This window comes from Pseudidiomarina donghaiensis, assembly GCF_900116895.1.
Taxonomy (GTDB): domain Bacteria; phylum Pseudomonadota; class Gammaproteobacteria; order Enterobacterales; family Alteromonadaceae; genus Pseudidiomarina; species Pseudidiomarina donghaiensis.
Map to the genome: position 1 here is coordinate 207,598 of NZ_FPCF01000001.1, position 24,784 is coordinate 232,381.

A 24,784-nucleotide genomic window follows, 5' to 3' on the forward strand; every position below is an offset into this window, starting at 1 on the left:
TTAATAGGGAAGAGCGTTATGAAAACACAAAAAGGTTTTACCTTAATTGAATTGATCATCGTGATCGTCGTACTTGGTATTTTGGCTGTCACTGCAGCACCGCAGTTCTTCAACTTCTCAAGTGACGCACGCGTGTCAACACTTGAAGGTTTACGAGGCTCAATGAACGGCGCAGCTGACCTAGTATTCGGCAAGGCAGCGATTGCTGGCGTTGAAGGTGATGCTAACGATGGCGCAACAACGCCAGCGTATATTACTGTTGACTCAATAGAAGTAGTATATGGATACCCAGCGGCAACTGCAGCGGGTATCACTGCTGCACTTAATATTACTCCTGCTGACTGGCAAATTGCTTACACCGCAGCAACTGGTGATCCAGGTGATACAGCCACTTCAGTTCGTTTTGCTCCGGCAGGAACTATCCCAACGGCTGACTTTTCGGCTGCTGACCACACAACAGTAGATGAATGCTACGTTGAGTATACTGACGTAGATGATGCTGGTGATCGCCCAACAATCACTGTTGTAACAACCGGTTGTTAATATAGCTAGGATTGTTTAAAAGCGCCTGCGGGCGCTTTTTTATTGCCTGCGATTTAGCGAACAGTGAGCGAAGCGAACGGACGAACAGCGTAGCGCAGCGCACCAATATACCGAATAACGAATAACGAATAACGAATAACGAACGGCATTCACCGTGCTTCGCACGTCCCGGCGTAGAACGCCGGGCTACAGGAATCCGGCTATTGCCGGATTACTGGCGCTCTATCCAGAAGATGACGCGGTCGTTGCCACGGTATTGCCCGAAGCCGGCGGTAGCACGAGGGAAGCGATGACTTGCGCCATTTTCGTCAAGCCATGGGTATTCCAGCCAGCTGTCGGTTTGGTATTCAAACAAGAACTCGCCGGTAGCAGTCGGTGAAGGCGGCGTCCAGTAGAGGCTCTCAGGTAAGAGCTCGCCAGTGAGTAAATCGCTATCAACACCAGCTGCGGTAGTGGTCAGCGCGTTCGGGTTTTCCACAATGTTCAGCGAGGTTGCAGTGGTTGCTGTGCATGAATCGAGGTCGTTCAGTAAAAAACGGCTGCCATCCCAATACTCTGCCCGCATAACCACCGGTAACGGCTCATTTTCAGGACCATAGGTATTTTCGAGCACCATGCGGCCATAGCGTAATTCAAGCACGCCGCTTAATTGTGCGGCCATGCCTTGTTGCGTCGTCAAACTGCTTACTAAGAAATCGCGGTTATCCATTTCTGTAGTAACGCGCAATCCTAGCCGCGCAGACGTATAGGGGCCATCGGTGGCTTCCGTAGCTAGACGATTAAAGGTCGCAATGCTACCCAGATTGTCATACTCGCCACGTATCCAAGCACCAGTTAACGGTGCAACCAATCGCGTCGCAAACGCGTCAGCGCTAGTATCGAGCGGGCTAGTGTTGGCAGCAGCGAGTGCAAGAACTGCGGTATTGTCATACACATCACTTTGGTAGTTCTGTGTAACAACCCCAAGAGTGTTTACCGCGCGCACACTAAATTGCACAGCAATATTGGGCTGGCCCATGTAGGTAAATCCAGAAACTGAGCATGCGTTGGTTACGCTAGAGCTGGCTAGCTCAAACCGGTCGGGGTAAAAGCGCCCAATTGGGCTTGCTACCTGTTGCAGAACATTACCGGCACCTAGGTAATTATTGCCCACTAAAGCGGGTAAAATATTCGGCGTGCCAGCTTCGCGCCAGCGCGCACCCCCAGTACGCAGAGCTCCGGCGTAGTCAGGATCATCAACAAACGGTGCGGTAATGGTCAGCTTGCTGCTGCTCCATGTATCACCGGGAATGACTGGGTAGGCCATGGAGTCGTAACTTGCGGTTACGTTTTCGCTGCCGCCAATTTCATTGCCAAAGTTCGGTGTCGGGTTGCCGTTCGCATTTAGTGATTGAATTATAAAGGTGAAGTCTTCACCCGCGGCTTTAAACCCAGCGCCGGTATTGGTTGTGGTTGTCCATAAGTCACCGGCGTCATCAAGTGCACGAGCGACAAGAGTGTGCGGGCGCACCACGAAGTCGTTCACGCTAGTACCAACCAAGGTTGCGGCAGGGTTGCCGTTTCCGGTATTTTCGGCAAGGTTTAAACTGGCGTGCAGTCTTAGCTGCCCAACATCACTGTAATTTGCGGTTATTGGTGCGCTGCCGTTCGCATCAAACGTCAGCGAAACTGGCGCGCTAGTGATTGTCGTGCCATTGTCGTTTAACGGAATGCTAGAGCCGTTAGCTAAAAAGCTTTGTCCCGCTTGGCAGGTTAATGGGTTGGTGCATTCTAGCCCAACGTTAACACTTTGCTCGCCTTGCACCCGCGCTTCGCAGGCGCCGGTTAGCGTATTGGTCTCCACAGCACGCAACAGTATGGGGAAATCGAGCCCCGCATGACTACTGGTAATGGCGCTAACGCCGTCCGGTGCAGTAAATACCAAGCCGGCATTCACAAACTCAACGTTGCACCCAGTAGCACTAACACCGGTACTGTCGTAACACTGTACGGCGTTGGTTGCCGGTGGCACTTCGTTAGTAAGCGAAATTGCAGTTACACCGCCTGTGGTGTTTCTAAGCTGACCACTGCCGCTACCATTGGTGAACTGCCACTCGCTGGTTTCAGCGGTACTGGCAGTTATAGCACCGCCTAACCACGTACTGCCGCTTACGCTGGCGGTGGCGCTTAGCGCAACGGTGTCGTCGAAAGTTTCACTACAGTCTGCGTTGGCACACGCAATAATTTCAATTGGTGCAGCTAAACAGCTGACCATGCGGGTGGGGTGCAAAATGCGATAATGATTCACCGCCGCTGGTTCGGGTTCACAGCCAGCCGCTGCGTTTACGTCAGCTTGAGTTTGCGGCGAGTAGGTAATCTCTGTATTTTGGCCAACTGTAACTGTACCGGCGGTTAGCGCACCACCTTGAAAGTTGGTGTTGTTACCAAACTCAATGTCAGAGGTTTCGTAAGGACTGTAAATAAGTCCGTTAAAGGTAAATTCAGGGCAGTTGTTGCCGCTGTTACAATAATTACCTATAACAAAGTCAGCGCCTTCGTATAAATACACTACCAAATCGCCAACGTTGCCGCCACTATTAAAAGAGTTATCGTTTCCACCCGATACACCATCGCGAATAAACAGACGAACTGGCCCAGAAGTAGAGATATTAATACTGGTATTATTGCCTAAGGTTATTGATTTAATAAAGTAATCACCAGGGCCTAAAGTCAATGTATTGCTGTTGGTTGAAAAGGTAATTTGTTCTATATAATAAGTGCCACCACCACTGGTTGATGACAGCGCATTGTTGCCTTGGGTGCGAATAGTACCGTAGGTGCCCGGAGCGATGTTGGTGTTGTTTTGTAAGGTTCCTGAGCCATTGAAAATCGGGAACACATCTGGATCTAACGGCGGAAACTCAAGGTCAACGGTGTCTATACTGCCTGACGGCGTGGGGGTATTACCACCGTTGCCGGTTTCATCAACAATGTCGTTATTATTTATTTGCGAACCACCACCAGACTCAAAGCCATTGGAGCCAACTATGCCATAGCCTGCTAGCTCATTGAAGAGCTGGCACTGATCGGGGGGCCCAGAACCACCGCCTCCGCCGCCGGGGTCACCAGCTGAACCAGGGGGGGAGCATGCAAACGCATGAGTAGGGTCAACAGTACTGTCGGAATCTGTACAGTATTCATTGCCCGCCACTGAGTCTGGGTTACCACTATTGTTGTCAATAGTCGTTGCCGAGGCGTCCCCTCCAATGCTACCAGACCATCCAATGGTGATAGTGTCTTCAGCCACAGCATTATCGGTAATGTACGCGGCGGAATCTTGTAATTCGATGTTTTGCCCAGCTGCGTTACCGGTAACTCCAGAGCCACTCTCTATGATCACGTTACCACTGGCAATTACATCACCTTCGATATCCGAAGAAGTAGCGCGAATTAATACGGAACCCGCGGTAACGTTGCCAGTCAGCTGACTGCTGCTTGGCAGCACAAAATTGTTAGTGGCGGTAACATTGCCATTAATCACTACGTTCGACCCTTGATATTGGCTGCCATCAAAAAATGGCACCACATCGCTGCCCGAAACGTTACCGTTAATGGTAGTCTGGCTATAAATAGTAACGGGGCCATTAGAATTTATTGCGCTACTAAAAATTGAACCTTGTGACAACAATGTCACAGAATTAGTGCCGGTAATTGGGCCAGTAACAGTATTTTGCGAACCAAATGTGATATCACTACCGCTAATTGAACCTGAAATAGTAGTGTTGCTATTCGTATCTATGGTACCGCCTTGCAGGCTGCCACTCACGCTACTCTGATAACCAAGGCTAATGCTGTTGCTGGCTATAAGGTTACCTTGATACAGGTTGTTACTAGCATTTAAGGCGTTAATGGTAGTGGCTTCCAGATCACCAATAAACTCACTTTGGCCATCCACTGTAATCGTGCCGCCGGCATTTAATGAGCCGTGAATACGAAATTGCCAACCAGTGGTAATATTTCCCGTTGCATTTATGATAACGCTATTGGCGTTGCCGACATTTATCTGTGCATTCTGCAGGTTAACGTCACCTGATACGTTAATTTCCAATACTTGGGTTGCGTCAATAATATCGCCCCATTGCAACGTCAATCCATTAGGGCAAATTACCGGATTATTGCCTTTTTGATTACAACCAGTTGGTACCTGCTGTTTTAGATTATAGGTTGCTGCACTGACAGGGCATGACAACAGAAGTACCAAAACCAACCACGATAAATGTTTATAAAACCCCATCGCTAGCCTCCAGCATGAGTTCTTTTGAGTAGGTCATGTCACCGGCTTGGCAAGCGCCCTGAGCAATAATGCGAAAATGTGTGCCGCTGTAGGGGCTGGTTAAATCAGCACGGTCGCAATACACCGTGGTTGAGCAGTTACTTAAGCCCGCAATAGCAAAAGACTGCTCAGCACGAACTTCAGGCGGAGCCGCCGCGGTGCGCTCTGGGCATAACCCGCTGGCAGCTGGCGCGTCATGAGGGAATAATTCTGTCAAAAATAATTCAGCGCCAGTGCGCGCGGCCGCTTGCGCACGCGTGCCATAAACTTCGCCGACAATCGCTTGTGTGGAGTCACCCAAAATGCGCACCATAGCCATACCAATAAGGCTCATTACTACAATAATAAACACCGCGACAGCCAAGGCGGCACCGCGTTGTTTAACTATTGATGGGCTGTGACTAGGGAACATTGGCAATATGTACCTCATGAACAATTTGTAGTGGTTCGGAGCCTGCTTCGCGGCTAAAACGCCAGTCTAGTTGCACTAAGCTGTTGCGCTGCAACGTTGCCTCAAAAACATAAAATGGAAACTCGTTATTGTTCAAGTCATTGTAGATGTCTTCGGCCATTATTTCAGCACTTGCGGCACCAATGGTTTGCAATTGGCTAAAACTACGTTGCACGTTTTGTAGGCCGTAGCCAGCGAAGCGATAAATGCGCTGGGTGGTGTCGTCATAGCACCAGCTTATTGGCTGGCCGCCTATGTAGTAACGCCGCGCCGGGCTTTCGGCTCCGAAAAATGCCGGGTTTGTTGAGTAGTTTATTTCTACCAAGTTATCTTGTGCCGGCGTGGTCGCTGTAATGTTCGTGATCACCTTGCGGCGCTGCACGTTATTGCCGTAAATATAGCTCGTATTGGTTGCATAAACGAGCAAGTAGCCGCCAATAAGGCCTGCGTTTGACTCAGGCTCGACAGCAATGAATGGGTCACTGCCGGTTGGGCCCGGCCGCGGTATGTCAAGGTACAAGCTGCTGGCGAGTATTGGCATGAACTCTAAGCAGCGCTGAGAGTCGGTGCTTGATACACGAACACTTCGCGGCACCGCGCCCTGCAGTTCGCTGCTTAATCGGTTTAGCGCAAAACGTGACTGCGACACCAGTTGGTCGCGCTCGGTGGCATCACGAAATATTTGTGCGCCAAAGCCTAAATAATTAAAAACAAATAAGCCCGCTATGGCCAACAGCACGATGACAATAATCAACTCAACCAGTGTGAAACCGCTGCGCCGTGTCATTAGTAATTCCCTCGCAGAGTGGCAAAGGTAAAGTTTTGACCGAAGGAGGTGGTAATTGTCACTTCAATTTTTTTGTACAGGGTTACCGTTGACTGACATGTGCCGCTGGTATCGCTATAGCAAACGCTAATCGCAAACTCGAAACCTGGGTAGCGTGCGGCAATATCAGCACCCATGGCATCGGCTAATGTGGGGCTAGTTAGTTGCAACTGATGGTAGTCATCGACATCGTCAAAGTCATTGCGTGCTTCACTGTCCGGGCCTAAATTAGCCGGCAGCGTACAGGCGGGCGCGCCAGTTTCTCCGCAGCGCTCAGCGCCACCACTGCGGTCACTGCTTTCATCAAATGACTTGCCGTTAATTTCTTGAATAAATGCTTCGCCTAAGGCGGCAGCGCGTTGTTGCAACAAGGGCTCAGCGCTGCGCTGCGCTTGCGGAAAAACCAACACTGTCAGCAAGACAATTGAAATTGCCAGTACCACAATGCCGATAATAATCTCAATAAGGGTAAAACCGCGCTGCATGGTTGCTCCGAGGGCGCTACGTTTATTGTAATTTGTTTATATATTGTTCTGTATACTACACTTTTTTAGTTTACACTGCATATATTGTTCGCCATATATGACTATTGACGCAGAGCCACAAAAATCATGCCAATGACAAATTTTCACAGCCGCCAAAATGTAAATTATCAGCAAGGTTTCACGCTGGTTGAGCTGATTATTGTTATTGTATTGGTCGGAATTTTGGCAGTGACTGCTGGGCCTCGAATTTTTGGCTCTGGCGGCGTTGACCAAGTGGTTACAGAACGCCAACTGATTAGCTTATTAAGGCTTCAACAACAACGTGCCATGCAAGACATGGCAAACCCCTGTTATGGCATTAGCATCACCAGTGCACAAGTTAGCCCGGTTGAATGCGGTGCGAGTATTAACACGGCGCGGCTGATACAGGTACCCAGTGCCAATGGTATTAATGTGGTGTCTAGCATTAGTGGGGCAGCCACGGGGTTTTATTTTAATGCCTTGGGGTGTCCAGTTTCGACCAATCATGCAACCGTTGCCGAAAGCTGTGGTCAAAGCAGTGTCGAAATTCAAATGACCGGTGCAAATGCACGCCAAATTTGTGTACAGAGCCAAGGCTATATTCGCCCAGGAGCTTGCAGCTAAGTTCTGTGTAGATAATACACATGCGCGCTTGCCCACAAGGGCTGCGCTTGGTAAAGTTACACGGTTTTTCAGTCCACCAAATTACGAGTAAGGGAACATCCCCTCATGTTTAAGAAGTTACGCGGCATCTTCTCCAACGACCTGTCCATTGATTTGGGTACAGCAAACACACTTATCTACGTGAAAGACGAAGGCATCGTGTTGAACGAGCCGTCGGTCGTCGCTATTCGCCAAGAGAAATCGGGCGGGCCAAAAAGCGTCGCAGCTGTGGGTCATGCGGCAAAACAAATGCTTGGCCGTACGCCAGGTAACATCAAAGCTATTCGCCCGATGAAAGACGGCGTTATTGCTGACTTTTACGTGACTGAAAAAATGCTCCAGCACTTTATTAAGAAAGTGCACGACAGCCACTATTTCCGTCCTAGCCCGCGTGTTTTGGTGTGTGTGCCTTGTGGTTCAACCCAAGTTGAACGCCGTGCCATTCGTGAGTCTGCCTTAGGTGCTGGCGCGCGCGAAGTGCATCTTATTGATGAGCCAATGGCCGCTGCAATTGGTGCTGGGTTACCAGTTTCTGAGCCGACCGGCTCCATGGTGGTTGATATTGGTGGTGGTACCACAGAAGTTGCGATTATCTCGTTAAACGGCGTGGTGTATTCATCCTCTGTGCGTATTGGTGGTGACAAATTTGATGAAGCCATTGTGAACTATATCCGTCGTAACTTTGGTTCACTTATCGGTGAAGCAACTGCTGAGCGCATTAAGCACGAAATTGGTTCAGCGTTCCCTGGCGAAGAAGTTCGCGAAATAGAAGTACGTGGTCGAAACCTTGCCGAAGGTGTCCCGCGTTCATTTACGCTAAACAGCAACGAAATTTTAGAAGCACTGCAAGAGCCATTAATGGGTATTGTGAGTGCGGTTATGGTTGCGCTTGAGCAATCACCACCAGAGTTGGCGTCAGATATTTCAGAGCGCGGCATGGTATTAACCGGCGGTGGCGCGTTGCTACGTGACCTTGACCGCTTGTTGATGGAAGAGACCGGTATTCCAGTAATTGTCGCGGATGACCCGCTGACCTGTGTAGCTCGCGGTGGTGGTAAAGCACTCGAGATGATCGACATGCACGGCGGTGACCTGTTCAGTTATGAGTAAGCGGCCGCATGAAGTCGCTTTTTGAACGGGGGCCAACCCTTCTCTCACGACTGGTCATGGCGCTTATATGCGCCGCCACGTTGATGTTTTTAGACCACCGGCTGAACACCATGCAGCCGGTGCGTTCGTTTTTATCGACCGTTGTCGCCCCGGTTCAATATCTAGCCGTTCTGCCACAAGAAGTTCTTGATCGATTAGTTTATCTGTCTACCACACGGACCACACTTCGCGAAGAAAACGTCCAACTCAAACAACAGTTGCAAGAGCTTGAAATGGCGGTGCAGCGATTAAACTTTCTCGAGAATGAAAACGACCGCTTGCGCCAACTACTCGGCTCTGATGTGCGCCAAGAAAGCCGTCGCATGGCCGCCGAAGTGGTGTCGGTAGCAACCGACCCGTTTTCTCACCAGGTGGTCATTAACAAGGGCAGTACTAATGGTGTTTATGATGGCCAGCCAGTACTCGATAACCGTGGCATTGTTGGGCAGATTATCAGTGTTGGTCGTGGCACCGCCCGCGTGCTACTTATTTCTGATCAAAGCCATGCCATATCACTACGGGCCGAGCGCAATGATATTCGTGTGCTTGCTCGCGGCACAGGCGACTTGCAGCAGCTTGAACTGATGTTCATTCCACACTCGAGTGAACTTGAGGTGGGTGACAAACTTATGTCGTCCGGCCTTGGCGGGGTCTTTCCTGAAGGCTATCCGGTGGCAGAGATTATTTCCATTGATCGTGATGAGCGTTTGCAATACGCACGCGTGTTAGCGCGCCCTTATGCACAACTTGACCGCATACGTACGGTATTATTGCTGTGGCCCGCATCAGCCACTGAAACCCCAGTGTACGATGAAGTGAAATCTCCAAGTGCGAACGAGGAGAACATCAATGTGGATTAAATCGGGATTGATACCGTTATTAGTCAGCTACATTGTGGCCCTGGTGCTCATGGTCATGCCCATGCCTGCATTTATGGAACCGTGGCGCCCAGACTGGCTTAGTTTGGTGATTATTTATTGGGTGATGGCATTGCCGCATCGGGTAGGTATGGGCAGTGTGTTAGTGCTTGGCTTGGTGGCCGACATACTCATGGGCTCGGTGTTTGGTATTTATGCAACTGCGTTGTTAATTATGGCTTATCCTGCAATTCGTCATTTTCAACGCATTCGCAACTACTCATTTACCCAGCAAGCCCTAGTGGTCGCGATTTTGGTCATGGTGAAGCGCATTATTGTGTATGAACTTGAGCATGTGCTTAACGATGCTGTATTTCAACTTGCTTATTTATACCCAGTTATTTCGTCAGCCATAGCTTGGCCGTGGGTGTATTTAATTTTGCGCAAATATCGGAGGCATTACCTTGTCCGTTAGTTCGCTGGTTTTAGCTTCTGGCTCACCACGTCGCTTTGAGTTGTTGCAGTTACTCGACCGGCCCTTTACGGTGGTGCGCCCAGATGTTGTAGAACAACGCAATGCGACAGAGTCGCCTACGGATTACGTAAAACGGCTAGCGGTAGATAAAGCCCGCGCAGGGTTGGCATTAGCAAGCGCCGATGCGTTGGTATTAGGCGCCGACACCATTGTTGTGGCTGATGGCCAGGTACTTGAAAAGCCAACAAGCTTTGAGCACTTTGCCGGCATGATGCAGCAGCTGTCTGGGCAAACACACCAAGCCGTAACCGCTGTTGCGGCGGTTTGCCAAGGCATTGAGCGTGTGATTGTTAGCGCTGCAAAGGTCACATTTAAGCCACTTAGCAGCGAAGAAATAGCCGACTATTGGCGCTCTGGTGAGCCACACGACAAAGCAGGTGGCTACGGTATTCAAGGGCGTGCAGCGAAGTTTGTAACACACATTGAGGGTAGCTACTTTGCTGTGGTGGGTTTACCCGTGTATGAAACCGAACAGCTCATTGTTGCGTTAATCAATGACATAGGGGGGCGCCCATGAGTGCAGAAATTCTAATGAACGTAACGCCCACAGAAACTCGGGTGGCATTAATTGAAAATGGTATTTTGCAAGAAATACACATTGAGCGGCAAGCCAAGCGAGGCTTGGTTGGTAACGTTTACGTGGGTAAAGTGTCGCGCGTATTACCGGGCATGCAAGCCGCATTTATTGATATTGGGCTAGAAAAGGCGGCGTTTTTGCACGCCTCAGACATCGTCACGCAAATTGAGCAAGCGGAAGATATTGCGCATGGCACCATGCCGGTTGCTGATATCGCTCAGTTGGTGCGCCCAGGTCAGCAAATTTTGGTGCAGGTGGTCAAAGACCCGCTCGGCACCAAAGGGGCGCGTTTGACAACAGACATCACCATTCCTTCGCGTTACATGGTGCTGATGCCGCAGTCACCGCACGTGGGCATTTCACAACGCATTGAAGACGAAAAAGAGCGTAACCGATTAAAACAAGCGGCGCTGCCGTATTGCGATGAAGAAGGCGGTTTTATTGTGCGCACCGCCGCCGAAGGCGCTCGTGATGATGAGCTACAGCGCGACGCTAAATTTCTGCGCCGGTTATGGGACACCATTCAAAAGCGCCGCAAAGGCATGCGTAAAATCGGTTTGGTTTATGAAGACTTAAACCTGTCGTGTCGTATTTTACGTGACTTTGTCGGTGAGCAAATTGAACGTATACGGGTTGACTCACGTGCCACCTACGACTTACTCAGCGAGTTCGTGCAAGAGTTTATTCCGGAGCTAACCGAAGCCTTGGAATATTATGCGGGCGAGCGTCCAATATTTGACTTATTTGATGTTGAAAACGAAGTGCAGCGAGCGCTTGATCGCAAAGTTGAATTGAAATCTGGCGGTTCAATTATTATTGACCAAACCGAGGCAATGACCACCATTGATATTAATACCGGCGGCTTTGTAGGTCATCGTAACCTTGAAGAAACTATCTTCAACACCAACATAGAAGCAACCCAAGCCATTGCGCGACAGCTGCGCTTGCGTAACCTGGGCGGTATTATCATTATTGATTTTATCGACATGCAAAATAGCGATCATCGTCGCCGCGTGTTGCATAGCTTAGAGCAGGCGCTCGCCAAAGACCGTGCAAAAACGTCGATTAATGGCTTTACTACTCTTGGCCTTGTCGAAATGACACGCAAGCGCACACGTGAAAGCTTGGAGCATGTGCTTTGTTCGGAGTGCCCAGTGTGCAGCGGGCGTGGCTCCATGAAAACGGTTGAAACCGTGTGTTACGAGGTTATGCGCGAAATTGTTCGAGTGAACCGTGCCTACGCCGCTGATCATTTCATGGTCTACGCTTCAGCTGCGGTTACCGAGATGCTGTTAAACGAAGAGTCGCACGCGTTGGCAGAGCTTGAGGTTTTTATTGGCAAACAAGTGAAGGTGCTCGTCGAACCGCTGTATCATCAAGAGCAGTTTGATGTAGTGATGATGTAGTTTCAGATAGAGCCATTATGCAACGAACATTTGGGTTCATTTACAGAACGGTACTTTATAGTTTTGCGATTGTACTGGTGCTATTCGCGTTATTCATTAGCGCGTTGCGCTATTTACTGCCGCAATTGCCTGATGTCACTGATCAGCTTGAGAATATTCTTAAGGAGCGTTTTCGGGTTGAGGCTTCACTTGGCAGTATTAGTGCTGATTGGGGGCGTAATGGCCCAGAGTTAGTGCTGCACCAGTTACGTGTGCAGCCAATGGCTGACAAAGCCACGCGAGTTGATATTGAGCAAGCCCGTATTTTGCTGAACTTTTGGCAAAGCGCCGGCTCGTTATCATTGCAGTATGACCAAGTGCAGTTAGACCAACTGGTGCTGCATTACGATATGCGTGACGCCGAATTAGATGATGCCAGCAGCGGCATTGTCCTATCGGATAACTTAACCAATTTACTGCTGAATCAACTAGATCACATTGAGGTGACAGACAGCACCATTGAATTGGTAAATCTACTCGGTATTCAGCGAGCGATAGACATTCAAGACTTGCGTTGGATGAATCGCGAGCAGCGTCACCAAGGCGTGGGCAAGCTGACATTTTCTGAAGTAACCGACAACACCCTCGACTTTATTGTTGATATTAGAGGCAATAGCGTTAACGCGTTAACCGGCCAAGTTTATGTCAACGCGCATCAACTTGATATCTCGCCGTGGGTGCAGCAACAGGTTGTTGACACCCAAATCAACCAAGCTGAGTTTAATCTTCAACTATGGCTAAACTTCGCGCAAAACCAATTCACAGAAGGCTTGTTGCAGTTGGGTGAGCAAGCACTTACTTGGCAGGTTGGCCAAGAGCAGCATGCATTGCGTATACCGCACGGCGAGTTAAAACTACGCCCATTTGGGAACAGTGGCTGGCGTGTTAACTCTAACCCGCTCACTATTGAACACAATAACGACAGCTGGGTACTACCCACCTTTAGTTGGGAACAAACACCGCGCTCAACCGCAATGAGTTTTGTTGATGTGCCTTTGGCGCCCATGTTAGAGCTTTTGAACCTGTTAGGTAGCGAGGGGGCGGCGGTGAGCGAGCAATTAGCCGATCGCTCTGCGCAGGGCACCATGGACATTGCGCTGCAGCAAAGTTTAGAGCAGCCGTTGCGTTGGTTTGCTCAGGGCGAGCAACTTAGTTGGGGGCAAATAGCAGGGGTACCTGGGCTAACCAATGTTAACTTGAGCTTGCAGGGGCAAGAAAACCGTATTACCTGGCGCCTAGACGGCAAAAATGCGGCGTTTCAAAGTGACGCGTTAGATTACGATGACGCTTGGGCGTTACCTTATATTAATGTTTCAGGTGATTTCGTCTGGCATAACGAGCAAGACTGGCAACTGTATATTGCGCCAGGTAGCCGCATTGAACTCGAGGGGCTACCCATTGCTTTTCAAGCGCGGTTGCAGCCAGTTGACGGCAGTGTCATGGTCAATGCGCGTGCTAACTCAGTGAATGAACAACCCATTCCTGCCGCCGTGCTGCGTCAACATCTGCCCGTGGTTATGGGTGATAACCTGCATGACTATTTAACGGTGGCAATTCAAGATGGTGAGGCGCAGGAGTTAGCCATGAGTTGGCGCGGCACTGTTGCCGACTTTCCTTACCATAATAAGCGTGGTGAATTTGAGGCGCGAGCGCGGCTAACAGGCATGAATTATAAGTTTCAGCCCGATTGGCGCCCTGTATATGACGCCAATGTGGTGGTTAATTTCAATAATGAGCGTATGCATATTGTCGCCACCGACGGGCAGCTTGGTAACATTGATGCCCAGCGTGTTGATGTCGTAATACCCGATATATTAGCCGGCTCAGACGCTTACCTAGATATTCAAGCGGCCATTGCTGGCAATGCGACTGAGTTGCAGCCAATTTTCAATGACAGCCCGCTGGCTGGTAGCTTAGGCACCACATTTACAGAATTAAAGCTGAGTGGGCCGTTAACAAGTCAGTTGCAATTAACGATTCCGTTAACCGAGACACCAGACGTTGTGGCTGAAGGCTATGCCGATTTAAGCGATGTGACAATGAAAGTCGAGAGCTTAGGCGAAACCTTTACGGATATTCGCGGGCGAGTGCGCTTTCGTAATGACAAAGTGGAAAGCGACGACCTCGCCATACGTTGGAATGGCTTTCCCATTGAAGCCAAACTAAATACCCAGCAGCGAGAAGATGACTTTTATGTAGATGTCAGCGCCGTTGGCCATTGGAACCTTGAGCGCTATAAGCCGCTGGTTAGCGGCGCCATGCCTTGGCAAGCAGATTTTAACTTAAGCCTACCTACGGCAGGCGGCTACGCTTTCCGTTGGCAACAAACGGCCGACATTAGTCAGGCCAACGTGCAAGCTCCAGCACCCTTTTATCGCGAAAGCGGCACAGAAGGGCGGCTCGAACTCATGGTGTCTGGCGACCAAGAATCTATTTTAGTTAACGCAGAGGTTGACGACTTCGGTTTACTTGAGTTGCAGCTAGACAGCGAGGAGCAGTCTTTGCCGTCGGGCTACATGCGCATTGGCAATGAGTTTGGCCAAGCACCAAGCCCGAACGTAGTGCGCTTGAACCCGCGCTTTATGGTCGATGTAAACATTCAGCAAATGGACTTAGAGGCCTGGCAGCAAGCCTACCAGAGCTTACAACAGCTCATTCCAGAAAAAGCAGTAGCATCGGCTTGGGCAACACGGCTTCAACCTGACTTTATTCAGTTAACCACTAATAACATGACGTACGACGCGGTCCAGCTTGACGATGTCACCACTGTTGCATGGCCTAGCGCGGAAGGATGGCAAGCTCGCATTGAATCAAAACAAGTATTAACGGACGTTATCTGGCAAGCCAATGAAGAAGGCAAAGATGCGATAAAAATTCGCGCTGATTATATTGAACTAAGCTCAGGTGTTGACGAACCAGAAGCAACGCCCCGGCAAGCACCAAAAAGCTTTACCGGCCTGCCGGATATTTACCTAGACTGCCAGCGCTGTCAGTTTGATAGTTACGACTTAGGCGAAGTGAGCTTGCATTTAAGTGCGACCGACAAAGTATTCACGTTAGAACAATTTAGTGCAAAGCATCGCAATCACGATATCGTTGCCCATGGTAGTTGGGCTTTAGAAACCGACACCAAACACCCACAAACGCATCTTACAGGCACGTTCAAGTCGGCTGATTTTGGTGAGTTTTTAGAAACCTATAATGTAACGTCAATGGTTCGCGACAGCAGCGCAACTTTTGATTTTGACTTGCGCTTTCTTGCTGCGCCTTATAGTTTTGAGTCGAAATCACTAAACGGCACAGTGAAGTGGAATCTTGGTCAAGGGTATTTAAACGAAGTGAGTGACCGCGGAGCCCGACTGTTCTCGCTATTAAGTCTTGATGGCATATTGCGTAAGCTACGCTTTGACTTCCGTGACGTGTTTGCCAACGGCCTGTTCTACACCAATTTCTCCGGTGACTTTAATATTGCCAACGGTATTGTGAATACGACCAATACCCAACTTAATGGCGCCGCAGGTGATATGGAAGTCAAGGGCAGTACCAACCTAGTTACTCGACAGCTGGACTATGACTTACAGTTCGTACCGAAAGTGACGTCAAGCCTACCGGTTATTCTGGCGTGGATGATTAATCCACCATCGGGTTTAGCGGCCTTGGTGATTGACCGAATGCTGTACGATGCTAAGGTAATTAGCCGGCTTGAATATGAAATTTCAGGCACCATGGACGACCCAACCATTACAGAGGTGGCGCGTGATAGCCGTGCGGCACCAATACCACCGGAGGTACGTGACAATGTCGACCCTAACCAGTCAAACGACGAACAACCGCAAAGTGGTACTGACAGCGCTGCAGATGACCAGCAGCGCGAACCCACAAGACAACCTGAAAACAATTGAACAACTGTTAACTCAGTTACCCCCTCAGCGGCCACAGCTGGTTGTGTTGCCCGAAGCCTGTTTATGCTTTGGTGCAGGCGACAAGCGTCAGCGTGAGCTTGCCGAGCCTTTCAAAGCGGGGCCGCTACAACAGCAGCTAGCAGCCTTAGCCAAACATCACGGTATTTGGCTGGTTGCCGGTACGATGCCGATTATTGATAGCCCCAAAGCAGACAAGTTTACCGCCGCAAGTTTGGTGTTTAATCCGCAGGGCGACTGTGTTGCGCGCTATAACAAGATACATTTGTTCGACGTTGATGTTGCCGATAACACGCGCAGTTACCGTGAATCGCACTGGACTTCTCCAGGCACCGAGGTAGTGACCGTAGACACGGAATTCGGCACCTTAGGCTTGGCGGTATGCTATGATGTGCGCTTTCCCGAGTTATTCCGCGCGCTGCGCACCAAGGGTGCCGATATTTTAGTATTGCCGTCTGCATTTACTCAGGTTACCGGTCAGGCGCACTGGCATGTACTGACACGTGCTCGGGCCATTGAGCAGCAATGTTTTATGGTGGCAGCCGCACAAGTTGGTGTGCACGCCAATGGTCGCGAAACTTATGGGCATGCCCTTGTTATTGATGGCTGGGGCCGCATATTAGCAGAAGCAACTGAGCCTAAAACTCAACTCGTCAGTGACGTTGCTAATATTCACCAACTCGACAAAATTCGCCGCGATATTCCAGTGGCACAACATATTCAAAGTAGTCAAAAGGTTCTTCATGCAAGCACAAAGCGTACAAGATAATCTTCTCACGCAATATCAACTGGATGCTGATGCCCTGCATCGTTCGCTACACCAGTTGTACACCGGCGACATTGATTTCGCTGATATTTATTTACAAAGCAGTATTAACGAGTCTTGGGTGCTTGAAGATGGCATTGTCAAAGAGGGAAGCTTTCATATTGAAGCTGGCCTTGGTGTTCGTGCCGTGCATGGTGAAAAAACTGGTTTTGCCTACGCCGACGATATTTCGCCGCAAGCATTACAACAAGCCGCTGCGGCCGCCCGAGGAATTAGCCAAGCTGGCGCCAACAAACAGGTACAAGCATTTAGTGCTGCGCCAAATGTGGTGCGTTACGCGGCGGTAAACCCATTAGCAAGTTTAGACGAACAAGCAAAGATTGATTTGCTCCGCGAAATTGACGCCTATGCGCGCAGCCTAGATAGCCGAGTTGTTGAAGTTATTGCAAGCATTAGTGGCAGTTACGACGAGGTTTTAATAGCCGCTACTGACGGCACTTTTGCCACCGATATTCGCCCACTAGTGCGTGTAAATTGCACCGTGCTGGTCGAACAAAACGGCCGCCGTGAACGCGGTAGTGCCGGTGGTGGCGCGCGCGTCGATTATCTGTATTTCTCGCAAATTATTGGTGAAAAACCCCGTTGGAAAACTTTTGCTGACGAGGCTGTGCGGCAGGCACTGGTTAATTTAGAGGCGCGGCCGGCACCAGCAGGTACCATGCCGGTGGTTCTCGGTGCAGGGTGGCCAGGCGTATTGCTACACGAAGCGGTTGGTCATGGCCTTGAAGGTGACTTTAACCGTAAGGGTGCTTCAGCCTATGCGGGGAAAATAGGCGAAATGGTTGCATCTGAACTTTGCACTATTGTTGATGACGGCACCATGAATGACCGCCGTGGCTCATTGACGATTGATGATGAAGGCACACAAGCCGGCTATAACGTGCTGATTGAAAAAGGCCGTTTGGTTGGTTACATGCAAGACAAGTTGAATGCTCGGCTTATGGGCGTTGACCCAACTGGCAACGGGCGTCGCGAAAGCTATGCGCACTTGCCCATGCCGCGCATGACCAACACCTACATGTTAGCTGGTGAGCATGACCCAAAAGAAATAATCAAAAGTGTGAAAAAAGGCATTTATGCACCGCATTTTGCCGGCGGGCAAGTGGATATAACTTCAGGCAAGTTCGTCTTTTCAGCTTCAGAAGCTTATTTAATTGAAGACGGTAAAATTACCGCCCCAGTTAAAGGTGCAACATTGATTGGCAATGGCCCTGACGCAATGCGTCAAGTATCCATGGTTGGCCATGATCTAGAACTTGATCAAGGCGTCGGCGTGTGCGGTAAAGACGGGCAAAGCGTGCCGGTTGGGGTCGGACAGCCAACCCTGAAATTAGATGCCCTAACAGTAGGTGGCACCGATTAAACGGCGGCCACCTCACGTAAATATTTAAACAACTCGCGAGCAGCCGTCGGCGGTTTGCCCTGTTGGCTTTGCTTGTTTGCTTGGCGATAGAGCTGGCGTAATTTTTGCCGGTCAGCATGAGGGTAGCTATCAATAAACTGCTGAATAGCGTCGTCGCCTTGCGCCAAAATTTGGTCACGATATTTTTCCAATTGGTGGAATACAGCATTTTGCGCATGGTGCGCATTTTCAAGCTCGCTAAGCGCTTGTTGAATTGGCCCCGTGTCACGGTTGCGCATCATTTTGCCAATCAGTTGTAATTGGCGACGGTAGCCTTCGCGTGTGTTGCGAATACGCTGTGCCAGTAAAATAGCATCAAGTAGCTCTTCGTCGAGTGGTATTTTGGCCAGCTTACCTTCGGCAAGGCTTACGAGTTGTTCGCCAAGCTGCTGTTGCTGCTCGGCGGCACGTTTTAGTTCAGATTTGCTGACGATATCGTCGTCGCGTTCAATTTCGCTCATAACAGACCCCTATGGTTTGCGCGAATTGTAACTGAAAAAAGAGAAAAGCGTTATTCGTTAATCGTTATTCGTTGTTCGTGCGTTCACTACGTTCACTGTTGGTACGTGCTTCGCACTGTTCGAAAATTCTTTTACGAACAGCGTAGCGGACGAACAGCAAAGCGCACGAATAACGACAAGCGCAGCGATCGAATAACGAATAACGAATAACGCTCTAAAGGTTTTCAAAGGAGAGGTAATGATTCCAGATATTGATGCACTTAAACACGACCTTCACGACGTGGAACAAGCCGTCGCCGACGCCATTAAATATGCCGAAAAACTCGGTGTTAGCGCGGCTGAGTGTGCCATGAGCCGCAGCAGCGGCATTAACGTTGGCACTCGGCTTGGTGAAGTTGAAACGGTTGAATTCAACCAAGATGGTGCATTGGGCATTACGGTGTTTCGCGGTCAGCAAAAAGGCTCCTCGTCGACCACGGACTTGACCGCCAAGGCTATTCGCGCGGCAGTTGAAAAAGCCAATGACATTGCGCGTTTCACCTCGCCTGATCCCTTTGCTGGGTTGGCGCCGGCCGAGTTAATGGCGACCGATATTCCCGATCTCGATTTGTGTCACCCAGCAGACCAAAGTGCTGAGTTTGCGCTCGAGCAAGCCTTGGCTTGTGAGCAGCACGCATTGCAGTTAGACCCACGCATTGTGAACTCAGACGGCGCTGGTTACAGTAGCCATGTGGGCTATCGTGTTTATGGCAACAGCCATGGTTTTGTGGCTGGCTATTTGCAGTCTCGGCATAGCCTAAGTTGCTCGCTCATTGCCAAAAGCGGCGACGCCATGCAACGCGACTACAGCTACTCAGTGGCGCGAAACCGTGAAGACCTATGGACACCAGCCCAGGTGGCTGAAGACGCCGTAGAGTCGACTATAGCGCGTTTAGACGGGCAAAAGATTGCTACCGCGAAAGTTCCAGTTATTTTTCGTGCTGACGTGGCCAATAGCTTGTTTGGGCATTTAGTGGCAGGTATTAGTGGCGGTAGTTTATATCGTAAATCAAGTTTTTTGGTTGATCATTTAGGTAAACAAGTGCTGCCTGAGTGGCTGACGATTACTGAGCGACCACATTTGCGTGGCGCCTTGGCGAGCAGTCCGTTTGATCACGAGGGCTTGGCCACGCAGGAGCGCGAGATTATTCGTGATGGCGTTTTACAAACCTATCTACTCACCAGTTACTCGGCGCGCAAACTCGGCATGAGCCCAACTGGGCATGCCGGTGGTATTCATACCTGGGAAGTCGGTTCGCAAGTACCTGACTTACAAGCGCTGTGCCGCCAAATGGGAACTGGGCTATTGGTGACCGAGTTAATGGGCCAAGGGGTGAACATTGTTAATGGTGATTACTCGCGCGGTGCGGCAGGCTTCTGGGTGGAAAATGGTGAAATTAAATACCCCGTTGAAGAAATCACGATTGCTGGCAACTTGAAGGACATGCTGCGTAACATTGTTGCGATAGCTAGTGATGTTGACCTACGACACGGTGTACGCACCGGCTCGGTATTGCTTGAAGAAATGCGCATTGCTGGGGTGTAAGCTACCCCAGCAAGAATTATTCAAGCAAGTATTACCCTAGCATTAGTGTTGCGGTACCAAGAAATGCGAAAATACCAACCACATCGGTGACTGTGGTGAGAATAACCCCGCCGGCTAGCGCGGGGTCGATATTAAAGCGTTTTAGAATAAGTGGCACGGTCACACCGGCCAAGCCTGCTGCCAGCAGGTTCGCCATCATGGCGAAGGCAATAATTCCGCCAATAACAAAGTCTTGTTTCCATAAGGCCACCACGCCGGCAATAAGAATCGCCCAAATTACACCGTTTAGCGCGCCAATGGCTAATTCTTTGCCAATTAACCAGCGTTGGTTACTGGCACCAATGTGGCCTAGTGCCATGCCTCGAATAACCAGTGTGAGCGTTTGTGAACCGGCAATACCACCCATGCTGGGGACTATGGTATTCAAAATCGCCAATATGGCCATTTGCGCCAAAATATCTTCAAACATGGAGCTAACCGCAGCAGCTAAAAGCGCGGTGATTAAGTTCACCCCGAGCCAAACGCTGCGGCGACGGGTACTTTTTAAAACCGGAGCGAAGGTATCTTCGTCATCATCTAAACCGGCCATGCTCAACATGGAGTGCTGCGCGTCTTCGCGAATAATATCAACCACGTCATCAATGGTTATACGACCAAGTAGACGGTTCTCGTCATCGATAACCGGTGCTGAAATCCAGTCTTGGCGTTCAAACAGTTTGGCAACTTCCACTTCGTCCATGTCCACGTTAATGCCCTGAATGTCAGGGTCCATCACGTCTTGCACCAGCTTGCTGGGGTCAACAGTGAGCAAGCGGCTAATGCCAATTTCACCAATGAATTTGTCGTCGCGGTCAACCACGTATAATTTGTCGGTTGCTTCGGGCAGCTCACCTTTTAAACGCAGATAACGTAAAACCACGTCAATGGTAACGTCTGGACGTAAGGTAATGGTGTCGGTGTTCATCATGCCGCCGGCGGTTTCCTCGGCGTATGACAAGGCTTGCTCGGCCCGCTGACGATCTTGCTCGTCCATCGACTTCAGTACTTCTTGGTAAACTTGCTCTGGCAAGCCACGTAGAACGTACGCTAAGTCATCGGTGTCCATGCCTTCGGTAGCGGCCGCAAGTTTTTCCGGCGCCATTTGGCGAATGACCGATTTTTGAACTTCTTCAGAGAGTTCTTCAAGAATATCGCCGTGTTCATCGGCATCAACCAACTGCCAAATAATGGCACGCGCTTTGGGCGGTGATGATTCTAACAGGAGGGCGACATCCCAGGCGGGCAGGTTGTGCAGCTGGCGACGCGCCTGCACGAACATGCCACGGGCTAACGATTCAGAAACTTCCTGAATACGTTGTTCGGCAAATTCTTTGTCGGCAACTTCAGCTAGCATACATAAACCCCTCATTAATTTGAGAAGTTTACCGCATCATTGCTCTTCGTCAAAGCGAGATTCAATTAAGTTGGCAATTGCGTCCACGGCTTCAACGGCATCTTCACCTTGTGCAATAACGTCAATTTCGCGTCCTTGGCCGCTTGCCAGCAGTAATAAACACATCACGCTTGACGCATCCACTTGTTGCTCACCCTGCACAATATGAACTTTCGCTTGAAACTGGTGGCTTAGCTTGGCGAGTTTTGTTGCGGCGCGCGCGTGCAAACCAAGTTTGTTACGAATAGTGACGGTACGGCGAACAACATCAGACACGGTCAATCTCACTTCTTGTGGCGGCTAGCTTCGCGGTGGCGAACTTGTACTTTAAAGGGTTGCTCAGCAAAGCGTTGGGCTAACTGTTCAGCAATGTACACCGAGCGGTGTTGACCACCGGTGCAACCAATGCCAATGGTTAAATAGCTACGATTGCTGCGCTGAAAGTAGGGTAGCCAGGTGTCTAAAAACACCTCGAGTTGGTGAATAAACTTCGTCACCAGTGGCTGCTGCGCAAAGAAATGCTGCACAGCGGGATCTTGGCCCGTTAGTGGCTTTAACTCAGGTTCCCAATGTGGGTTGGGTAGAATTCGCGCATCAAAGGCGTAGTCTAGGTCAGGTGGTAAGCCATATTTGTAACCAAACGACTGAAATACCACAATTAAGCGCGAAGCGGCTTTACCTAAGACGCGCTCGGAAACTTGCTCGCTAAGTTGGTGCACACTCAAGTCACTGCTATCAATGCGCCACGTTGCGCGCTCAGCCAGCGGCTCAAGCATGGCGGCTTCGGTTGCCAATGCATCACCCAGTGGCAGCTCATTTAATGATAACGGGTGCAAGCGACGGGTTTCACCGAAGCGACGCAGTAACACGCTATCCGATGAGTCGATGTAGAGAATTTCGGGTTTGATTTTACTCGGTAAGAAATCAAGCGCTTCAGTTAATTCATTTGGGTCAGCGGGTAGATTGCGAACGTCGACACTGACGGCAACTTTGTCATATTGCTCAATAACCGCGTGAACAAGGGTCGGCAACAAGGTAATCGGAATATTATCGACACAGTAGTAACCTAAGTCTTCAAGGACTCTCAGTGCAATCGTTTTACCTGAGCCAGAACGGCCTGTGACGATAATCAACTGCATTGTTGGTGGCTACCCCGTAAAGATGTTGTAGAGTTCCTGATCGCTGTCCGCGTCTCGTAACGCGCGCGTACAGTTCTTATCATTTAAACGTTGAGCAACGGCCGCTAGGGTTTGTAAATGCTGCTCGTGCTGATCTTCTGGCACTAATAACGCAAAAATTATATCCACCGGTTGATTGTCTATCGCATCAAAGTCAATAGGCTCTTGTAGCGTCATGAGAATAGCAACGGGCTTATTGGCTGAACTTAAGCGGCCATGCGGAATCGCAACGCCCAAGCCGATACCGGTACTACCAAGACGTTCCCGGTTCAACAGACTCTCAAAAACGTCAAAGCTAGTCGTGCCTGACAAACGAGTGGCGGCCATTTGGCCAATGAGCTCAAGTACTTTCTTTTTACTTGAGCCGTCGACTGCACGACGCGTGCAGTCGGGGCTTAACAAGGTGGATAAATCCATGATTTAGTGGCGTTTCATCTTTTCTTTATGCTTAATAACCTGCCGATCAAGTTTGTCGATCAGCCCGTCGATGGCGGCATACATGTCTTGGTGCTCTGAATCAGCGAAAACCTCGCCGCCATTCAAATGCAGCGTAGCTTCCGCTTTTTGCGTTAACTTTTCAACATTTAAAATGACATGGACGTTATTTATGTGGTCGAAGTGGCGTTCTAGCTTACTAAATTTCGTATCAACGTACTCGCGTAACGCGTCAGTGATTTCTACATGATGACCAGTCAGATTAATTTGCATAACATCTTCCTTCTTTTGTCCAAGATTCAGATAAGACGTTTGCGTTGACTCGAGGGCGGAATATTGAGCGCCTCACGATACTTCGCAATGGTCCGTCTAGCTACTTGGATACCCTGTTCCGCGAGGAGTTCAGTCAATTTGCTGTCACTCAACGGCTTTTTTGGGTTTTCCGCAGCAACTAGTTTTTTCAGCAACGCACGTATGGCAGTTGATGAAGCTTCTCCGCCGTTGTCAGTGTTCAACTGACTTGAGAAGAAGTACTTCAATTCAAACACACCGCGCGGTGAATGCATATACTTTTGCGTGGTTACTCGCGAAATAGTTGATTCATGCATGTCTACCGCCGCAGCAATGTCTGCTAACACCATTGGTTTCATGGCTTCTTCGCCATACTCAAAGAACCCCTGTTGACGCAGCACTATAGCGCTCGCCACTTTAAGTAGCGTTTCGTTGCGGCTTTCTAGGCTTTTAATAAACCATTTGGCGTCTTGGGTTTGCTGGCGAATATAGTGCATGTCGTCGGTCTGTCGCGTTCCTTGGCAAAGTTGCAGGTAGCTTTCATTTACCTTTAGTTTAGGCACACTTTGCGGATTTAGCTCAACGGTCCAGCGATTATTTTTTTTACGTACCAACACGTCAGGAATCACATAGTCATCGTCGGCAGTGCTAAAGCCTTCGCCAGGACGGGGCTGCAGCGTTTGTATTAACGCAAGAATCGCACTTAGCTCGGTTTCGGATATCCGTAGCTTACGTGCCAAAGTACGATAATCGCGCGTACCTAATAACGCTAAATGCTCACGTACGGTCATCACTGCGTGCTCTCGCCACGGCGTATCAGGAGCTAATTGCTGTAGCTGAAGTAGTAAGCACTCACCTACGTCGCGCGCACCGACACCGATTGGGTCAAAGTGTTGAATGCGTTTGAGCACCACAGCAACTTCATCGGCTTCAATGGTTTCATCCGTTTGCTGATTTACCGCGCTTAGAATATCGTCAAGGCTAACGGTTAAATAACCACTGTCGTCAATGGCATCGATAATTGATAACGCAATTAATTCATCGGTTGAAGTAAAGTGAGACAGCTGCATTTGCCAAATTAAATGGTCCTGCAGGGTTTGTTGAGTCTGGCCTTGATACACAGCATCTTCGCCGTCGTAAACAGCCGTTGATTGACCAAGTGCCGCCGAACAGGACTGCTCCCACGGGTCATCGTCTTCAGTGACTGAAGTTTCGCCCTCGGCGTCGTTTTGCTCAAGTTCGAGCAGTGGGTTTTCATCTAAGGTTTGCTGAATTTCTTGCTGTAACTCGAGCGTGGATAATTGCAGCAGTTTAATGGCTTGTTGCAGCTGCGGTGTCATCGACAGCTGTTGTGAAAATTTAAACTGCAGGCTTTGTTTCATACCACCAC

General features: G+C 49.7%; 22 protein-coding genes. 11 read left to right on the forward strand and 11 right to left on the reverse strand.

The features are described 5' to 3' along the window. Nucleotides 1-18 precede the first annotated feature (18 nt). Entirely contained in the window at nt 19-543 is a 525-nt protein-coding gene (locus tag BM334_RS12895; protein WP_092836688.1) for a pilus assembly FimT family protein, read from the forward strand. 211 nt (nt 544-754) lie between these two features. Here the strand turns inward: BM334_RS12895 and BM334_RS01005 are convergent, their stop codons facing one another. Genes BM334_RS01005 through BM334_RS01020 form a run of 4 tightly spaced genes read right to left on the reverse strand, consistent with a single transcriptional unit; the run spans nt 755 to nt 6,617 of the window. Continuing rightward, the gene (locus BM334_RS01005) at nt 755-4,816 is read right to left on the reverse strand and encodes a DUF6701 domain-containing protein (RefSeq protein ID WP_092836691.1); all 4,062 of its coding nucleotides are present in this window, start codon (nt 4,814-4,816) and stop codon (nt 755-757) included. Further along, nucleotides 4,803-5,267, reverse strand: a complete 465-nt coding sequence (locus tag BM334_RS01010; RefSeq protein ID WP_092836694.1) for a hypothetical protein — start codon at nt 5,265-5,267, stop codon at nt 4,803-4,805. Before BM334_RS01010 ends, BM334_RS01005 begins: the two co-directional genes overlap by 14 nt. Then, a complete protein-coding gene (locus BM334_RS01015) occupies nt 5,257-6,093 on the reverse strand; it encodes a PilW family protein (protein WP_092836697.1) in 837 nt (278 codons plus the stop codon). The genes BM334_RS01010 and BM334_RS01015 overlap by 11 nt, the downstream gene beginning before the upstream one ends. Then, entirely contained in the window at nt 6,093-6,617 is a 525-nt protein-coding gene (locus tag BM334_RS01020) for a type IV pilus modification PilV family protein (protein ID WP_092836700.1), read from the reverse strand. Before BM334_RS01020 ends, BM334_RS01015 begins: the two co-directional genes overlap by 1 nt. A 132-nt stretch (nt 6,618-6,749) precedes the next feature. Here BM334_RS01020 and BM334_RS01025 point away from each other — a divergent pair, with 132 nt between their 5' ends. From BM334_RS01025 to tldD, 9 genes are all read left to right on the forward strand, one after another. Further along, entirely contained in the window at nt 6,750-7,262 is a 513-nt protein-coding gene (locus BM334_RS01025; protein WP_177214992.1) for a type II secretion system protein, read from the forward strand. A 105-nt stretch (nt 7,263-7,367) separates the two neighbouring features. Next, nucleotides 7,368-8,411 carry a rod shape-determining protein gene (locus BM334_RS01030; protein WP_055439340.1) on the forward strand — a complete coding sequence of 348 codons (1,044 nt, stop codon included), beginning with the start codon at nt 7,368-7,370 and terminating at the stop codon, nt 8,409-8,411. 8 nt (nt 8,412-8,419) lie between these two features. Continuing rightward, the gene (gene mreC / locus BM334_RS01035) at nt 8,420-9,310 is read left to right on the forward strand and encodes a rod shape-determining protein MreC (protein ID WP_092836706.1); all 891 of its coding nucleotides are present in this window, start codon (nt 8,420-8,422) and stop codon (nt 9,308-9,310) included. Next, complete coding sequence (mreD, locus tag BM334_RS01040) at nt 9,300-9,782, forward strand: rod shape-determining protein MreD (RefSeq protein ID WP_092836709.1); 483 nt, start codon at nt 9,300-9,302, stop codon at nt 9,780-9,782. Before mreC ends, mreD begins: the two co-directional genes overlap by 11 nt. Further along, the gene (locus BM334_RS01045) at nt 9,772-10,359 is read left to right on the forward strand and encodes a Maf family protein (protein ID WP_092836712.1); all 588 of its coding nucleotides are present in this window, start codon (nt 9,772-9,774) and stop codon (nt 10,357-10,359) included. The genes mreD and BM334_RS01045 overlap by 11 nt, the downstream gene beginning before the upstream one ends. Continuing rightward, nucleotides 10,356-11,825 carry a ribonuclease G gene (gene rng / locus BM334_RS01050; RefSeq protein ID WP_092836715.1) on the forward strand — a complete coding sequence of 490 codons (1,470 nt, stop codon included), beginning with the start codon at nt 10,356-10,358 and terminating at the stop codon, nt 11,823-11,825. The genes BM334_RS01045 and rng overlap by 4 nt, the downstream gene beginning before the upstream one ends. 17 nt (nt 11,826-11,842) lie before the next feature. Next, on the forward strand, nt 11,843-15,766 hold the full coding sequence (locus BM334_RS01055) for a YhdP family protein (RefSeq protein WP_092836718.1): 3,924 nt from the start codon (nt 11,843-11,845) through the stop codon (nt 15,764-15,766). Continuing rightward, entirely contained in the window at nt 15,663-16,553 is an 891-nt protein-coding gene (locus BM334_RS01060; RefSeq protein WP_241970878.1) for a carbon-nitrogen hydrolase family protein, read from the forward strand. Before BM334_RS01055 ends, BM334_RS01060 begins: the two co-directional genes overlap by 104 nt. After that, on the forward strand, nt 16,528-17,973 hold the full coding sequence (gene tldD, locus BM334_RS01065; RefSeq protein ID WP_092836724.1) for a metalloprotease TldD: 1,446 nt from the start codon (nt 16,528-16,530) through the stop codon (nt 17,971-17,973). Before BM334_RS01060 ends, tldD begins: the two co-directional genes overlap by 26 nt. On the opposite strand, the gene yjgA is transcribed toward tldD, so the two are convergent. Next, the gene (gene yjgA, locus BM334_RS01070; protein WP_092836727.1) at nt 17,970-18,473 is read right to left on the reverse strand and encodes a ribosome biogenesis factor YjgA; all 504 of its coding nucleotides are present in this window, start codon (nt 18,471-18,473) and stop codon (nt 17,970-17,972) included. The genes tldD and yjgA overlap by 4 nt on opposite strands. A 238-nt stretch (nt 18,474-18,711) precedes the next feature. On the opposite strand from yjgA, the gene pmbA reads away from it, so the two are divergent. Continuing rightward, nucleotides 18,712-20,058, forward strand: coding sequence for a metalloprotease PmbA (gene pmbA / locus BM334_RS01075; RefSeq protein WP_092836730.1), 1,347 nt, complete (start codon nt 18,712-18,714; stop codon nt 20,056-20,058). Between the two features lie 31 nt (nt 20,059-20,089). Here pmbA and mgtE read toward each other — a convergent pair whose 3' ends face one another. Genes mgtE through BM334_RS01105 form a run of 6 tightly spaced genes read right to left on the reverse strand, consistent with a single transcriptional unit; the run spans nt 20,090 to nt 24,776 of the window. After that, nucleotides 20,090-21,451 (reverse strand): magnesium transporter, encoded by a 1,362-nt coding sequence (mgtE, locus tag BM334_RS01080; protein ID WP_092836733.1) that lies wholly within the window; start codon nt 21,449-21,451, stop codon nt 20,090-20,092. A 36-nt stretch (nt 21,452-21,487) separates the two neighbouring features. Next, the gene (locus tag BM334_RS01085; RefSeq protein WP_092839158.1) at nt 21,488-21,766 is read right to left on the reverse strand and encodes an HPr family phosphocarrier protein; all 279 of its coding nucleotides are present in this window, start codon (nt 21,764-21,766) and stop codon (nt 21,488-21,490) included. Between the two features lie 8 nt (nt 21,767-21,774). Then, nucleotides 21,775-22,629: an RNase adapter RapZ gene (rapZ, locus tag BM334_RS01090; protein ID WP_092836736.1), complete on the reverse strand. Its 855-nt coding sequence runs from the start codon at nt 22,627-22,629 to the stop codon at nt 21,775-21,777. Between the two features lie 9 nt (nt 22,630-22,638). Continuing rightward, a complete protein-coding gene (gene ptsN, locus BM334_RS01095; protein WP_092836739.1) occupies nt 22,639-23,085 on the reverse strand; it encodes a PTS IIA-like nitrogen regulatory protein PtsN in 447 nt (148 codons plus the stop codon). A gap of 3 nt (nt 23,086-23,088) precedes the next feature. Beyond that, complete coding sequence (hpf, locus tag BM334_RS01100; RefSeq protein ID WP_055439327.1) at nt 23,089-23,376, reverse strand: ribosome hibernation promoting factor; 288 nt, start codon at nt 23,374-23,376, stop codon at nt 23,089-23,091. A gap of 26 nt (nt 23,377-23,402) precedes the next feature. Next, nucleotides 23,403-24,776, reverse strand: a complete 1,374-nt coding sequence (locus tag BM334_RS01105; protein WP_092836742.1) for an RNA polymerase factor sigma-54 — start codon at nt 24,774-24,776, stop codon at nt 23,403-23,405. Between the last annotated feature and the right edge of the window lie 8 nt (nt 24,777-24,784).